The organism is Sphingobium wenxiniae (genome assembly GCF_007830065.1).
In the GTDB taxonomy this organism is placed as follows: domain Bacteria; phylum Pseudomonadota; class Alphaproteobacteria; order Sphingomonadales; family Sphingomonadaceae; genus Sphingobium; species Sphingobium wenxiniae.
This window is the reverse complement of record NZ_VLKK01000007.1, coordinates 133,058-147,743: the sequence shown is the minus strand read 5'-3', so window position 1 is coordinate 147,743 and position 14,686 is coordinate 133,058. Positions and strand designations below refer to the sequence as shown.

Below are 14,686 nucleotides of genomic sequence, written 5' to 3'. Positions count from 1 at the left end.
CCGTTCGCGTCGAGCGCAGTCGGGAAGCCTTGCACGGCGTCTCGACAAGCTCGAAACGAACGGAGGCAGGGAGGGGGTTTCGATATGACCAGACATTTCCTCAATCTTTCCGACGCGGGCGGCGACGCCATCGCCGCGATGATCGCCGACGCGATCGACCGCAAGGCGGCGCGCAGGGGTCTGCCCAAGGGCGCGGCGGATGCGGATGCGCCGCTCGCCGGGCGGACGCTGGCGATGATCTTCGAGAAGAATTCGACCCGCACGCGCGTCTCCTTCGACATGGCGATCCGGCAACTGGGCGGCAATTCGCTGATCCTGGACGGCGCGACCAGCCAGCTTGGGCGCGGCGAGACGGTGGCGGACACCGCCCGCGTGCTCAGCCGCATGTGCGATGCCATCATGATCCGCACGGACGACCATGCGAAGATCGAGGAAATGGCCCATCATGCCGGCGTCCCGGTCGTCAACGGCCTCACCGACCTGTCGCATCCCTGCCAGATCGTCGCGGACCTGCTGACGGTGGTGGAGCATGGGCTTGCCCTGCCGGGGAGCCGGTGGGCATGGCTGGGCGACGGCAACAATGTGCTGCATTCCATCGTGGAAGCGGCGGGTCTGCTCAAGTTCGATGTCCGCATCGGCGTGCCCGAGGGCTATGATCCCGATCCGTCCTTCGCCAGGGCCGCGCAAGCGCTGGGATCGCGCATCACCCTGACCCGCGATCCGCGGGCGGCCGTCGCGGATGCGGACGTGGTCGTCACCGACACATGGATTTCCATGGGCCAGGCCCATGCCGACGAGAAGCTCAAGGCCATGATGCCCTATCAGGTGACGCCCGCGCTGATGGCCGGGGCGAAGGCGGACGCGAAGTTCCTCCATTGCCTCCCCGCCCATCGCGGCGAGGAAGTGGCGGCAGAGGTTATCGACGGCCCGCAATCATTGATCTGGGACGAGGCGGAAAACCGCATCCATGCCCAGAAATCCGTCCTGCTGTGGGCGTTCGGCCTGCTCGGTTGAGTTTTGCGGCGGCATTCCTATCTAACCGGGGTTCGCGCCCTGTCCCACGGGGATGCCGCCACTCTCCCGCAGCATGATGCCCGGATGAACGGAGCCTGATTTGACCTTTTCCGCCGATGTCGACCAAGCCCTTGGCTTCACCATTCCCACGCGCCATGTGCGCGGGCGGATCGTGCGGCTGGGCCCGGTGCTGGACGATGTGCTCGCCGCCCACGCCTATCCGCCCCAGATCGAGCGGCTGCTCGCCTCCGCGCTGGTGCTGGCGGCGCTGCTGGGCAGCACGCTCAAGGGCGCGGGCGGGCAGTTGACGCTCCAGGCGCAGACCGAGAATGGCGTCGTCAGCCTGCTGGTCGCCGACTACAAGGCGGGGGAGCTGCGGGGCTACGCCAAATTCGACGCCGACCGCCTGGCGGAGCTTGGCCCCGATCCCACGCTGTTCGGGCTGTTCGGCAAGGGCTATCTCGCCATCACCTTCGACCAGGCCGTCACCGGCGAGCGCTATCAGGGCATCGTGCCGCTGGACGGCGATTCGCTCGCGCAGGCGGCGGAGCATTATTTCTTCCAGTCCGAACAGATCCCCAGCGTCATCCAGATCGCGACCCGGCATGATGCGGGCGAAGGCTGCTTCGCGGCGGGGATGCTGCTCCAGCATCTGCCCGAAGGGGAGGTCGGGCGCGAACGCCTGCACGTCCGCCACGACCATCCCGAATGGGAGCATGTGCAGGCGCTGGCGATCACGCTCAAGGACGCGGAACTGACGGATGACACGCTCCCCTTCGCCGACCTGATCTGGCGGCTTTTCCATGAGGAGCGGGAGGTCCGGCTGACCGAGCCTTCGGTCCTGGCCAAGGGGTGCCGCTGCGACCTTGATCATATTCGCGACGTCATCGGCCGCTTTTCCGAGCAGGAGCGCGCGGAGATGGCGGACGAACAGGGCGTGATCGGCGTCGATTGCGCCTTTTGCTCGCGCCTTTTCCCGCTCGCGCTCGACAGCTTCACGCGACATTGATGCCCGCCGAACACACAGGATCGCATCCAGCAATGGGGCAGGGCCATCGTTCCGGCGCTATCAAATTGCCGCAATTGAACGCTATTGCGCTATCGGGGAAGCGCATCGGAACGGTCGGCGGTTCGCCGTCGATGCGCGGCGGGGATTATAGAGGATCTATGGTGACGATGTGGTTGCGCGCGATGCTCGTGGGAGCGCTGATGACGGCGGGCGGGACAGCCGCGGCGGCGCCGGAGCGGCTGGTCGCCCTCGATACGGTGCAGCCGGGCGAGTGGGAATTGCGCCCGCTGGAGAAGGACGGGGGCAAGCGCCGGCTGTGCGTGCGCGATCCGCGCCAGCTTCTCCGGACGGAACATGCCCGCCATCAATGCCGGCTTTTTGTCGTGAAGGACGGGCCGGCCGCCGCATCCGTGACCTATGACTGCGCGCAAGCGGGCGGAGGGCGCACCGATGTGCGCGTCGAAACGCCGCGCCTGGTGCAGATCCGATCGCAGGGCGTGGCCGACGGCGCGCCCTTTGCCCGCGTCATGGAAGCCCGCCGGCTTGGCGCCTGCCGTTAATCCGGCTTTGGCGGACGGACCAATTCGCGCGGAGGGGCGGAGTTTCGGGCGCGGGTCCAAGGTATTTCCCGCCTCTGACCGGCACCCCCTTCGCGCTTGCTGTGATCGGATACGCATGGCCGGCCTCCTGGAGGCTTCGCGTCTCCGCGTGAACCCGTCCGATCCGGCCTCGCGCTCAGACGTGCGCGCACCAGTTGTAGCGCTGGGGCGCCCAGGGCTGGGCGACCCCCTTGGCGATCATGATCTGTCCGATGGATACGCCGTCGCGCATCAGGATGCGCGCGCCGGGGTTGGAATCGGCCGGATCGGGCAGCGATTCGAATGCGCCTCCGTTAAGGATGCCGATAAAGGTCCGCTTGGCCTTGCCCGCGAGCCGCTCCTCCGCGTCGCAGGCCGGGAGCCGCCCGTCGGGCGTGCGTATGTCCGACAGGTGATAGGTGGTGTTGCCATAGGAAAATTCCCGCGGCGAAAGCACGCAGGCCGAGGCCGAGAAGGCAGGAGACTTGCCGCCGCATGAATCGAATGTCGTGTTGATGACGAAGCCGCCGAAGCCGCCGCCATGTTTCGCTTCCGGCTGCGACCACAGCAGGTGCGGGCCGGCGGCCAGTATCATCGCGATTCCGCCCGCCAGTGCCAGAAACAGCGTTTTGAGCGGAAAGCCGATCGGCTTCTTCTCCGCCTCCGCCTGATGCAGGTTGAAGCGCCCCACCGTGCGGTCGTCTATATCGTACAGGCCTCTTGCCATGATCCTTGCCTTTCACGCGGGGAGTGTAGAATCAGGATGAAAAAATCCGGTTAACGCGCCTGCCCTCCCTTTGCTTGACGGCGGGCCGGGATCGATGCCAAGTCGGCGGACGTGAGGGAGCGAGCGATGAGCGAAACCTGGTTATATGATGAACATCCCGCGATGTTCCGGGCGCATCCCTTCCTTTTTCTGCTGCTGCTGATCTCGGTGGTCGGCATCCTCGCCATCGGCGTGTGGTGGGTGATGAACAAGGGTGAGCGGCTGGCGCTCAGCGAACGCGAAGTGCTGATGGAGCGCGGCCTGCTGGCCAAGCAGCGCACCGAAATCGCGCTCTCCAGCATCCGCAGCGTGCGGATCACGCAGAGCTTCGGCCAGCGCCTGCTCGACGTCGGCAATGTGGAGCTGTTCAGCGCGGGCGACATAGCGGAAATCGCGATCAAGTCCATGCCCCGGCCCGGCCGCATCCGCGCCATCGCGGCGGCGCGCAATCTGGACCTGCTGCCCCAACGATAGCCTGTCCGGCGCAATCCGCTTGACTTGCGGCCATATATTACAACGATAAGGCCAAAGGGGCCACGAGAGTTCTCATAGGCAGGAGGACGCTGCAAAGGTGTCGCCGGTCCGCATCAGGCGGACGGCGCTTGCCAGGGAGCGTCGTGCATGGCCTTGCGTGTGATGCCTTCACTACCGGACCTGACGGCGGAGGAGCGCGCCGCGGTCCGTCAGGCCTGCGGGTTCGCCTGCGTCCGATGCGGCGTCACCATCTACCGCTATCTGGGATTGCCCGAGGGACGGGGCGTGACGCTGATGTGCCCCACCTGTCACGGGCTGGTGGAGGAAGGGCGGCTGACCCCGGCGCAGGTCCAGAATTTCCATGCCAATCCGGTCGTTCGGCAACGCCATTTCTCCCGCGACCGCTTGCCTTTTTCCGGCGACCTGCCGCAGCTCGCCATTGGCGGTTCGCGCCTGCTGCGGGACACGCCCATTCCCCTGACGCTGGACGGCGAGCCGATCCTGATCTTCGCCCCGCCCCGGCGCGGGAACGGCGCCACCCGCATCAGCGTGCGGATGGGCGCGCCCGATGGCTCGCCGGTTCAGGTGGTGGACGGCAATGAATGGCTGCCCACGGACGGAAGCTGGCATTTCCTGCTGCGCGGCGACCGCTACAGCATCATGGCCGCGCGCGGAGACGGGCTTGCGATCCTGCGGATCATCGCCCGCAACCGCATCGCCGTGGAGCATCTGCGCACCACGATTCGCGGCCGGCGGCTGGAAGCCACGCCGGATTGGCTGGAAATCGACGGGCAACGCCATGTCGGGCGGATCGGGGGCGGCGCGCTAATCGGGCTGGAATGCTGATTCGGGGTGCTGGATTCCGGCTTTTGCGAACGGAGGGCGGTTTGGGGTGGGGAGCGGGCGTGGCGCAGGCCTTCTCTCTTCATTGAATGCCGGAAGATGGCCGAAACATTCCTCCGATGCGGGCATCGGCCTCCAAAAATGTGCTGCGCTGGCCGTTTCTCCGCTTTATGCTGGACATATACCGGACAGCAAAGGCGGGGAGAGAAACGCGAATGGTCGATCTGTTGGGCGCCTGGTCGCTGCTGTCCTGCACCAATATCCGGGGGGAGGACGCCGCCACGGCCTATGGCGATCCGCCCGCCGGTCAAATCCAGTATACCGCCGACGGCCGCATGTCGGCCTTCCTGATGGACCCCGCCTGGGTGGAACGCGGCAACCAGCTAGCGGACGGCTTCACCGAATTCTTCTCCTATGGCGGCACATGGAAGCGGGACGGAGACAGCATCACCCATCATGTGATGTTCAGCTCCCACCCTCAGCGCGTCGGCAGCAGCTTCGTGCGGAACATCCACGTCATCGACGACGACACGATGGAGCTGGCCACGAACCCGGAAGTGTCCAGATCGGGCCGCGTCTATGTGACGCGCCTGCGATGGAAGAGGGTCAAGGCAGGCGCCTGACCCCTTGGCCTCAGCTACAGGAAAGCGACGTGATGGCCATCTTCTCGTCGTAAAGCACAGTCAGCCGGTCGGGCCGCAGGTCCATCGTCATCGCCATATTGGGACCGCCCCAGCGCAGGACCTTCGCGCCCGAAGCCTTCTGCATCTGCGCGCCCAGTTCGGCCGTGGCGGTCCGGCCCACGAAACCGGCGACCGGCTCGTCGCGGCATGTCCCTTGCGCCGTGGCGGGCGGCGTGGACGGGCCTTCCTCGCCCGCGCCCGCGCAAGCGGCCAGCGGCAGCAGCATTGTCATCATCATCGCAAAGCGCATCCTATTTCTCCTCTTCCGTCCGCGTCATCTTGAGCCGGCCGTTATCGACCGCGAAGGCCAGCCGCCCCTCGACCAGATCGACCGCATCCCGTCCGAACTGATCGTAACGCCAGCCTTCCAGGATCGACAGCCCGTCGCGCACGCCTGCCGCCAGCGCGTCGATATCGTCGGTCCGGGCGATCAGCCGCGAGGCGACATTGATATCCCGCGACCGGATTTTGAGCAGCAGCTTGAGCAGATCGGCGACCAGCGCCCCATCCTTGCCCAGTCCCGGACGGCGCGGCTCCCGATCCGGCATCTCATCGCGCGGCAGCGGCTGGGAAGCCGCCAAGGCCGCCATCAGCCGCCCCCCTATGTCGTTGGTCTTCCATGTCGCGGAAAGCCCGCGCACCTTGCCCAGATCCTCCTGCGTGCGCGGCGGATGGCTGGCGATGTCGGCCAGCGTCTCGTCTTTGACGATGCGCCCGCGCGGCAGGTCCTTGTCCTGCGCCTCCAGTTCGCGCCATGCCGCCAGCGCCTTCAGCCGTCCCAGCACATCGGCCTTGCGGCTGGCGATGCGGACGCGCTGCCACGCTTCCTGCGGATCGTTGCGGTAGTTTTCAGGGTCGCACACCCGCTCCATCTCCTGATCCAGCCAGCCGCCGCGCCCGGTCTTGCGTAGTTCCTCCAGCATCATGGGGAAAATCTGGATCAGATAGGTGACGTCGCCAATGGCATAGTCGATCTGCCGCTTGTCCAGCGGCCGCCGCCCCCAGTCGGTAAAGCGCGCGCCCTTGTCCAGTTGCACCCCCAACCATGCGTCGACCAGATTGCCATAACCGATCTGTTCGCCAAGGCCGAGCGCCATCGCCGCGATCTGCGTATCGAACAGCGGGTGGGGCGTCTTGCCGGTCAGGTTGTAGATGATCTCCAGATCCTGCCCGCCCGCGTGGAAGACCTTCAGCACATCCTCATTGTCGACCATCAGGTCGAGCAGGGGAGAGAGGTCCAGTCCCGGCGCCTTCGGGTCGATGGCGGCAGCTTCATGCGGGTCGGCCACCTGCACCAGGCACAGGTCGGGCCAATAGCTGTTTTCCCGCATGAACTCGGTATCTATCGCGATATAGGGGGATTTGGCGATGCGGGCGCAAAATTCGGCGAGTGTCTTGCTGTCGGTAATCAGCGGATGGATTTGCATATGGTCTTCGATCTTATTATGGGCAGGCCCGCGCCCCGGCGGGCTGGTCGTTGCTCGACAATCCTGCTCTTAGCGGGGCCGCAACACTTTGTCATTTCCGTAAACGCAGTGGGAAGAAACAGACGCCATGCACGCCTATCGCACTCATAAATGCGGCGAACTGACCGCCGCCAACGTCGGTGAGACGGTCCGCGTCTCCGGCTGGGTGCATCGCAAGCGCGATCATGGCGATCTCGTCTTCATCGATCTGCGCGATCATTATGGCATGGTGCAGATCGTCACCGAGGTGGACGGCCCCGTCTTTCAGGTAATCGAGAGCCTGCGCGCCGAAAGCGTCGTGACGGTGACGGGCCGCGTCGTCGCCCGCGCCGCCGAAGCGGTGAATCCGAACCTGCCGACCGGCGCGATCGAAATCCGCGCCGACGATGCCGTGGTCCTCTCCGCCGCCGCCGATCTGCCGCTGCCGGTCGCGGGCGAGCAGGACTATCCCGAAGACATTCGCCTGCGCTACCGCTTCCTCGACCTGCGGCGGGAGACGCTGCATGCGAACATCGTCAAGCGCACGAAGATCATCTCCGACATGCGCCGCCGCATGGAGGATGCGGGCTTCACCGAATATTCGACGCCGATCCTGACGGCGAGCAGCCCCGAAGGCGCGCGCGATTTCCTCGTCCCCAGCCGCATCCATGCAGGCAAATTCTACGCCCTGCCGCAGGCGCCGCAGCAATATAAGCAGCTCCTGATGGTCGCGGGCTTCGACCGTTATTTCCAGATCGCGCCCTGCTTCCGCGACGAAGACCCGCGCGCCGACCGCCTGCCGGGCGAATTTTATCAGCTCGATCTCGAAATGAGCTTCGTCACGCAGGAAGATGTGTGGAACACCATGGAGCCGGTGATCGCGCAGGTGTTTGAGCGTTTCGCCGACGGCAAGCCCGTGACCCCGGCGGGCAGCTTCCCGCGCATTCCCCATGCCGAAGCCATGCTGAAATATGGCAGCGACAAGCCGGACCTGCGCAATCCCATCCTCATCACCGACGTCACCGAGCATTTCCATGGCTCGGGCTTCGGCATCTTCGCGTCGCTGGTGGAAAGCGGCAGCGTGATCCGGGCGATCCCGGCCCCCGGCGCGGGCGCGGGTAGCCGCAAATTCTTCGACGACATGAACAACTGGGCGCGGGGCGAGGGCTATTCGGGCCTTGGCTATATCAACATCAAGGACGGCGTCCCCGGCGGCCCCATCGCCAAGAACCATGGCGAGGAAGCGACCGCGAAGCTCGTCGCCGCGCTGGGCCTTGGCCCCAATGACGGCGTGTTCTTCGCGGCGGGCAAGGAATCGCAGGCCGCCAAGCTCGCCGGCCTCGCCCGCATCCGCGTGGGGGAACAGCTCGGCCTCATCGACAAGGATCGGTTCGAACTGTGCTGGATCGTCGACTTCCCCTTCTACGAATATGACGAGGACGAGAAGAAGATCGACTTCGCCCACAACCCCTTCTCCATGCCGCAAGGCGGGCTGGATGCGCTGAACGGGCAGGATCCGCTCACCATCAACGCCTATCAATATGACATGGTCTGCAACGGGTTCGAGATCGCCTCCGGTTCGATCCGCAACCAGTCGCCCGAAGCGATGGTGAAGGCGTTCGAGCTGGTCGGCCTGAGCCAGCAGGATGTGGAGGACCGCTTCGGGGGCCTTTACCGCGCGTTCCAATATGGCGCGCCGCCCCATGGTGGCATGGCGGCGGGCGTGGACCGCATCGTGATGCTGCTCTGCGGCGCGCAGAACCTGCGCGAAATCACGCTGTTCCCGATGAACCAGCGCGCCGAAGACCTGCTTATGAGCGCGCCCAGCCCAGCGGACCTCAAGCAGCTTCGCGAACTCCACATCCGCGTCGTGGAGCCGCAGGCCAAGGCATAGGCGGAACCTCCGTTCGGCCTGCGCTTGTCGAAGGCCTGTTCTTCTCTACAAGGAAGGACAGGGCATTGATTTTGCTCAGACCGGACGGAGGCAGCGCATGGCCATCAATCTCGCGGATCACGAGAATACTCCCCGCTTCAAGGGCGATTACGACGCCGCCCTCGCCGATCTCCAGCAACGCCTCGCCAAGGTCCAGGTCGCCCACATCATCCACAAACGCCGCAGCGTCATCCTGTTCGAAGGCTGGGACGCGGCGGGCAAGGGCGGCATCATCAAGCGCATGACCGCCGACTGGGACCCCCGCTATTATCAGGTCCACCCCATCGCCGCCCCGACCGAGGAGGAACGCGACCATCATTTCCTCTGGCGCTTCGCCACACGCCTGCCGTCCGGGCGCAACATCTCCGTCTTCGACCGAAGCTGGTACGGCCGCGTGCTGGTGGAACGGGTGGAGGACTTCTGCTCGAAAAAAGAATGGAAGCGCGCCTATGACGACATCAACGCCTTCGAGAGGCAGCAGATCGAAGCGGGCAGCCACATCGTGAAGCTGTTCGTCCACATCACGCAGGAAACGCAGGACAAGCAGCTTGCCGAACGGCTCGACACGCCCTGGAAGCGGTGGAAGACCGGCGCGGACGACTATCGCAACCGCGCCCGCCGCGCCGATTATCTCGACGCCATGCACGACATGTTCGCGAAGACCGACACGAAACATGCGCCCTGGCATGTGATCGACAACAACCACCGCAAGACCGGCCGCATCGCCGCGCTCAGCTATGTCGCGGAAACGCTGGAAAAGCTGGTGCCGATGGATTTCCCGGACGCCGACCCCGCCGTGGTCAAGCTGGCGCGGGAAGCCTTCGGTTATCGGCCCGCGAAGAAAGAGATATGAACGCCTTCGATGCGCCGGGCGCTCAATCGCCCGCGTCGGCGGGGGACACGATGATCACGACGCGCCGGTTTTCCCGCCGCCCGCTGACCAGATGGTTGCTCTCCACCGGGACGCGCGAACCCATGCCGATGACGCGCATCGCCTGCCGCGCCATGCCGCCGTTCACCAGCGCATCGGCGACGGCCTGCGCGCGCCGCGCCGACAACGCCTCATTATAGCTTGCCGATCCGGTCGAATCGGTATGCCCCTCGACCCTTGCGCCGCGAATGCCGACCGCCGCCAGCACCCTGGAAATGCGGCTTATGGCCGCTTGCTGGTCCGGGATCAGCGTGCTTTCGTCGGTCGCGAACAGCAGGCGGTCGGCCATGCCGAACTGCCAGTCGTCCCCCGCCGGTTCGAACCCCTGCTGCTGGAGCGCCGCGACCTGCTGCGGCGTGAAACCGGCCTGCTGCGGTTGCGGCTGGACGGTCTGGCAGGCGGCCAGCGCGAACATCGGCAGCAGGAGGGTGAAGATCTGGCGTATCATGGCTGTCCCGTGTCTATCGGTTATGGGTTGCGGCGGTCATGGGGCCCGGTCCGGCCGGTCTTGGCGGCATACATGGCCGCATCGGCGTGCCGCAGCAGATCGCGGGCGTCGGCGCTGTCGTCGGGATAGAGCGCGCTGCCGACGCTCAGCGATGCGACGGTGCTTTCGCCGCTGGGCAGCATGATCGGCTGCTCCATGCCCGCAAGGAGGCGGCGGATGAGGATGGCGACATCCTCCCGCGTGATGTCCGGCGCCAGGATCAGCGCGAATTCGTCGCCGCCCAGCCGGAAAGCCTGGTCGCCGGGCCGCAGCACGGCGCGCAGCCGCGCGGCGATCACGATCAGCATCGCGTCGCCCGCATCATGGCCGTGCCGGTCGTTGACCTGCTTGAACCGGTTCACGTCGATATAGACGGCGGCAAAGGCGCTGCCCTGGGCGTCGGCCCGCGCGATGGCGACGGGCAGGACCTGTTCGAACATGACGCGGTTGCCCAGCCCCGTCAGCGCATCGCGGGTGGCCTGCTTTTCCAGCATCCGGTTTTCGGACAGCAGGCCCGCGTGCCAGTCATCCAGTTCATCCAACAACGCGTTGAAGTCGCGGCCCAGTTGATCGACCTCCAATATGTCGGATGCGGGCACGCGCCGGTCGAACTGGCGGTCGGCGCGCACGGCATGGGCGACCTCGGCGATGCGCGCCAGCGGTTCGGTGACGTCGCGTTGCAGCCGCCGCGCCAGCATCTGCGTGGCGATGACGGTCAAAGCGAGGCAGGTGAGCGCGGCCAGCAGCCCCGCCAGGATATAGCGGCCCAGCCCGCCCGCATCGCCGAACACGCGGACATGGCCGACGACATCCTGGCCGCGCCGGACCGCGGCCAGCGCGGGAGATGGCGCGAACAGGCCGCCGCCTCGTCCGATCGCCGCCATCACGCCGCTATCGGGCCTTCGCCATTCCACCAGCAGGCGATTTCGCACATCGCGCACTTCGACGGCGCGCACGCTTTCGGATGCGGCGACCGTGGCGATCCCGTCGCGGGCCGCCTGCATGTCGTCGAAGACGAGCGCCGGTTCGACCGTATAGGCGACCGTCTGCGCGATCAGGGACAGGTTGCGTTCGGCATAGCCGCGAATGACCACGACCCCGGTGATGAGCAATGTCGCGCCGGCCATCAGCACGGCGAAGAGGATCAGGCGCATGTGCACCCGCGCCAGCACGGTGCGAAGCGTCGGCATGGCGGGACCGGACGGAGCGGCCATGGCTCAATATCCCCCTTTCGACATGCGCAGCACGCGCGGGTCGATCCGCACCGCGGACCGCGATACCGCATCGATGTTGAGTTGGAAGGACAGGGTTTGCGGCGTGAAGATCAGGCAGAACATCGCGCCGCTCCGGCAGTCGGGATCGTCTTCCGCGATGGTGACGACGGGCTTGCCGCGCATGTCGCCAATCAGGCGGCGCAGCGGAACGGGCGCGAGCTGCCCGATGTAGAGCGCGTCGCAACGGTTTCGCGCCGGTTCGGTCGGGTCGGACAGGGGCGACAGGTCGATTCTCGCGCCATGGGGCGGGCTTGCCTCGTCCAGCCGGCCCGCATGGCGCGTCGCGCCTACGACGCACAGCCTGATGACGGGATGTTCGGCCGGCCAGCGCGTATATTCCAATATCGCGCCGACCATGCGCGCCGCGCCGGAAGCCAAGGGGTCCGCTCCATTGCCGATCGGCATCGCCACGGGCTGGTAGGCCGGAACTGCCGTGACGGCGGCCGATGGCATCAGCAGAAGGCAGAAGAACGATAGATGACGCAAACCTGATTCCACCCCCGACTGTCCGCGCGTCCTCATAGTTTCCCCGCATGGAAAATGCAGCACAAATCATCGACTTGGATCAAGCCCGGTAACGGTGCGCTTGCGCGCTGCGCTTTCCTATTCGGGGTAGGTGATCGTCATCACTTCATATTCCTTCTCGCCCGCGGGCAGCGCCACCCGGCGCAGATCGCCCGCCGCCGCCCCGCGCAGCGCCCGCGCGATGGGCGATCCCCATCCGATCCGTCCCGCGCCGGTCTCGTCATTGCCGACGATGGTGACGGTGCGGCGGTTGTCGTCCTCGTCCGCGATGGTGACGGTCGCGCCGAAATAGACGCGGCTCTTGTCCGGCTGGGCCTTCGGGTCGACGACCTTGGCGTCCTTCATCTTCCGCGACAGGCGGCGGAGCTGCCCGTCGATCTCCCGCATCCGCTTGCGGCCGTAGAGATAGTCGCCATTCTCGCTGCGGTCGCCATTGCCCGCCGCCCAGCTCACCACCTCCACGACGCGGGGCCGCTCATGCCCCAGCAGATGGTCATATTCCGCCCGCAGCTTCGCGAAGCCTTCGGGCGTGATGTAATTGGGTTGGCCGGTCATGCCCTGCCTTTTAGCGCAGGTTCAGCCCGGTGTCTGCTTCCCCAGATAGCGGCTCAGCACCGCCTGCGTGCCCCGGAAGCGCGCCCGTTCCGGGTTCATCGCTTCATAGACGACGGCGTTTTCCAGCACCCGCTGGACATAGTTCCGCGTCTCGAAGATCGGGATCAGCTCGATCCAGCGGAGCATGTCGCCGCCGGGCATGCGCGGGTCGCCATTGGCCGCCAGCCATTTGTTCACATTGCCCGGCCCGGCATTATAGGCCGCCACCGCCAGCGGATAGCTGCCGCCATAATAGCTCATCATGCGCTCGAAATAAGACGAGCCCAGCATGATGTTGTAGCTGGTGTCGGTGGTCAGCGAACCGGGATTGTAACCCATGCCCAGCTTCCCCGCCTGTTCCCGCGCGGTGCCGGGCATGAGCTGCATCAGGCCCCGCGCCCCGGCATGACTGACGGCGGCGCGGTCGAACTGGCTTTCCTGCCGCGCGATGGCGTGCACCATGGTCCAGTTGGACTGGGCCGAAGGGGGCACCGGCACGCGGGGGAAAGCGCTTTCGCCATAGCCGGTGAGGCCGTTCGAAACCGCGCGCCGCCCCACCATCACGCTCATGTCCGGGCGGCCGATGCTCTTGGCGAGTTCGGCGGCCAGATAATGATCGCTGTCGCTGTCGGCATTATTGGCGATGGCGCGGGCGAATTTGCTTTGATCCTCCCAATAGCCCATCGCGCCCAGCGCCCGGACGGCGCGCACGACCGAACGGCCGTTGAACTCGCTGCGCTGCGCGGCGGAAATCTCCACCGGCCGCTCATAAGGGACAGGGGCGGGGATCGGACGGCCCAGCCGCTCCAGCGACAGTTGTCCGTAGAATTGGTCGGGGAAGACCGCCGCCTGCTGGAAATAGCTGTTGGCCGATGCCGCGTCCCCCGCCGCCAACGCGGCGCGTCCCGCCCAATAATAGCCCTTGGACTGGGTCTGCGGCGACTTGGCGGCGGCGGCGTAGCGGCGGAACATGCCCACCGCGTCGGTGGGCCGGTTGAGATTGTAGAAGGCCGTGGTCCCCGCCAGCCAGGCGAGGCTGGTATAATCGTCGCGCTCGCCGATGGGCCGTCCGCTGACGTCGGTGCCGGGCGCATAGGCATCGTCGATCCGGCTCGCTATGCCCCAGGCGAAGCTCCACTGGCTGTCATTTGCCGATGCGCGGGCTTGATCCAGCAGCACCTCGTAGAATTTCTCGGCATTGCTCGGCCGGAAGGACAGGGTGGCGCGATTGGCCAGATATTGCCGCGCCGCGACCCAGTTGCCGGTGTCGCGCAGCCACATCGCCTTGTCCGCGACGAAGCCCGCATCGGTCGCGCCCAGCGCTTCGGCGGCCTGCATCTTCATCGCCGCGTCGGGCGCTTTCTGGCGGAAGGCGATCCGCGCCGTATAGACCGGGCGCCGCGCCGGGGAGACATAGGCGAGCATCCTTGTCGCGCCCATCACGTCATTGCCCCACAGCAGGGCGTCGGCGCGCTGGTCATGGTCGGCGGCGCTGAAGCCCGAGCCGAACAGCGACAACAGCCGCACTTCGTCGGTCGGCGCCAGCGATCCGCCGATCCACGCGCTGCGCGCCGCCACCCGCGCCTCGTCCATGCGGCCAAGCTGCATCAGCGCCAGCGCGTTGCGCGCATGACCGACCGCCGTGCGCGCCGGGAAGCGGGCAAAGAAGGCGGCGACCTGCCGGGGATCGTAGCTGTCGGGATTGATCCCGGTTTCCGCCAGCCGCCGCATCCGGTCCTCGCCGGGCCAGCCGGGATTGGCCATGATGAAGCTCGCATAGGTGGAAAAGCCCAGGCCGTCGCTCTGCTGCAAGGCGCGCCACTGGCTGATCGCTCCATTGACCGACGCGTCGGACGACACGCCGATGCGGCTGCTCACCCGGTCCCATTGGCCGGAGCTGGAGGGCTGGCCGCCCTGGCCCGGAAGGGGCTGGACCACCGCGCCGGGCGGATAGGCGGGGGCGGGGGAGGCAGGGGTATCCACCTGCGCGCTGGCGCTGGCGGTGGCAAGCAAAAGGGCAATAAGGGGCATACGAACCATCAACATTTCAGGAGGAGCGGGTGAGCGCATTATGGACATAATCGTAATTGCATCCTTATCAGGCTCTGAATGAAGCGCTATAGCGCCCCG

At 66.1% G+C, this 14,686-nt stretch carries 16 protein-coding genes; 8 read left to right on the top strand and 8 right to left on the bottom strand.

Going from position 1 to position 14,686, the window contains the following annotated elements; translation table 11 throughout:
- Window positions 1-84 precede the first annotated feature (84 nt).
- The 3 genes from argF (at window position 85) to IQ35_RS11335 (ending at window position 2,583) form a co-directional block, all read left to right on the top strand.
- Window positions 85-1,014 (top strand): ornithine carbamoyltransferase, encoded by a 930-nt coding sequence (argF, locus tag IQ35_RS11345; RefSeq protein ID WP_021244597.1) that lies wholly within the window; start codon window positions 85-87, stop codon window positions 1,012-1,014.
- Window positions 1,015-1,114: 100 nt separating this feature from the next.
- A complete protein-coding gene (hslO, locus tag IQ35_RS11340; RefSeq protein ID WP_145073606.1) occupies window positions 1,115-2,023 on the top strand; it encodes an Hsp33 family molecular chaperone HslO in 909 nt (302 codons plus the stop codon).
- 158 nt (window positions 2,024-2,181) lie between these two features.
- Complete coding sequence (locus IQ35_RS11335) at window positions 2,182-2,583, top strand: DUF3617 domain-containing protein (RefSeq protein ID WP_031290901.1); 402 nt, start codon at window positions 2,182-2,184, stop codon at window positions 2,581-2,583.
- 175 nt (window positions 2,584-2,758) lie between these two features.
- Here IQ35_RS11335 and IQ35_RS11330 read toward each other — a convergent pair whose 3' ends face one another.
- Window positions 2,759-3,328, bottom strand: a complete 570-nt coding sequence (locus IQ35_RS11330) for a hypothetical protein (RefSeq protein WP_145073603.1) — start codon at window positions 3,326-3,328, stop codon at window positions 2,759-2,761.
- Between the two features lie 126 nt (window positions 3,329-3,454).
- Between IQ35_RS11330 and IQ35_RS11325 the strand changes: the two genes are divergently transcribed.
- From IQ35_RS11325 to IQ35_RS11315, 3 genes are all read left to right on the top strand, one after another.
- A complete protein-coding gene (locus IQ35_RS11325) occupies window positions 3,455-3,841 on the top strand; it encodes a PH domain-containing protein (RefSeq protein WP_021244601.1) in 387 nt (128 codons plus the stop codon).
- 162 nt (window positions 3,842-4,003) lie between these two features.
- The gene (locus IQ35_RS11320; protein ID WP_031290903.1) at window positions 4,004-4,687 is read left to right on the top strand and encodes a hypothetical protein; all 684 of its coding nucleotides are present in this window, start codon (window positions 4,004-4,006) and stop codon (window positions 4,685-4,687) included.
- A gap of 212 nt (window positions 4,688-4,899) precedes the next feature.
- A complete protein-coding gene (locus tag IQ35_RS11315; RefSeq protein ID WP_021244603.1) occupies window positions 4,900-5,307 on the top strand; it encodes a lipocalin-like domain-containing protein in 408 nt (135 codons plus the stop codon).
- Window positions 5,308-5,317: 10 nt separating this feature from the next.
- On the opposite strand, the gene IQ35_RS11310 is transcribed toward IQ35_RS11315, so the two are convergent.
- Entirely contained in the window at window positions 5,318-5,617 is a 300-nt protein-coding gene (locus IQ35_RS11310; RefSeq protein ID WP_145073597.1) for an I78 family peptidase inhibitor, read from the bottom strand.
- A 1-nt stretch (window position 5,618) separates the two neighbouring features.
- Window positions 5,619-6,794 (bottom strand): ribonuclease D, encoded by a 1,176-nt coding sequence (gene rnd, locus IQ35_RS11305; RefSeq protein ID WP_021244605.1) that lies wholly within the window; start codon window positions 6,792-6,794, stop codon window positions 5,619-5,621.
- Window positions 6,795-6,921: 127 nt separating this feature from the next.
- On the opposite strand from rnd, the gene aspS reads away from it, so the two are divergent.
- Both aspS and IQ35_RS11295 read left to right on the top strand, forming a co-directional pair.
- Window positions 6,922-8,706, top strand: coding sequence for an aspartate--tRNA ligase (gene aspS, locus IQ35_RS11300; RefSeq protein WP_145073594.1), 1,785 nt, complete (start codon window positions 6,922-6,924; stop codon window positions 8,704-8,706).
- 97 nt (window positions 8,707-8,803) lie between these two features.
- Complete coding sequence (locus IQ35_RS11295; RefSeq protein ID WP_021244607.1) at window positions 8,804-9,598, top strand: polyphosphate kinase 2 family protein; 795 nt, start codon at window positions 8,804-8,806, stop codon at window positions 9,596-9,598.
- A 22-nt stretch (window positions 9,599-9,620) separates the two neighbouring features.
- Here the strand turns inward: IQ35_RS11295 and yfiB are convergent, their stop codons facing one another.
- From yfiB to IQ35_RS11270, 5 genes are all read right to left on the bottom strand, one after another.
- Window positions 9,621-10,124, bottom strand: a complete 504-nt coding sequence (yfiB, locus tag IQ35_RS11290) for an outer membrane lipoprotein YfiB (protein ID WP_145073591.1) — start codon at window positions 10,122-10,124, stop codon at window positions 9,621-9,623.
- A 20-nt stretch (window positions 10,125-10,144) separates the two neighbouring features.
- Entirely contained in the window at window positions 10,145-11,377 is a 1,233-nt protein-coding gene (gene dgcN / locus IQ35_RS11285) for a diguanylate cyclase DgcN/YfiN (protein WP_145073588.1), read from the bottom strand.
- A gap of 3 nt (window positions 11,378-11,380) precedes the next feature.
- A complete protein-coding gene (yfiR, locus tag IQ35_RS11280; protein ID WP_199739949.1) occupies window positions 11,381-11,923 on the bottom strand; it encodes a regulatory sequestration protein YfiR in 543 nt (180 codons plus the stop codon).
- A gap of 117 nt (window positions 11,924-12,040) precedes the next feature.
- Entirely contained in the window at window positions 12,041-12,517 is a 477-nt protein-coding gene (gene greB / locus IQ35_RS11275; RefSeq protein ID WP_145073582.1) for a transcription elongation factor GreB, read from the bottom strand.
- 21 nt (window positions 12,518-12,538) lie between these two features.
- The gene (locus IQ35_RS11270) at window positions 12,539-14,587 is read right to left on the bottom strand and encodes a lytic transglycosylase domain-containing protein (RefSeq protein WP_145073579.1); all 2,049 of its coding nucleotides are present in this window, start codon (window positions 14,585-14,587) and stop codon (window positions 12,539-12,541) included.
- Between the last annotated feature and the right edge of the window lie 99 nt (window positions 14,588-14,686).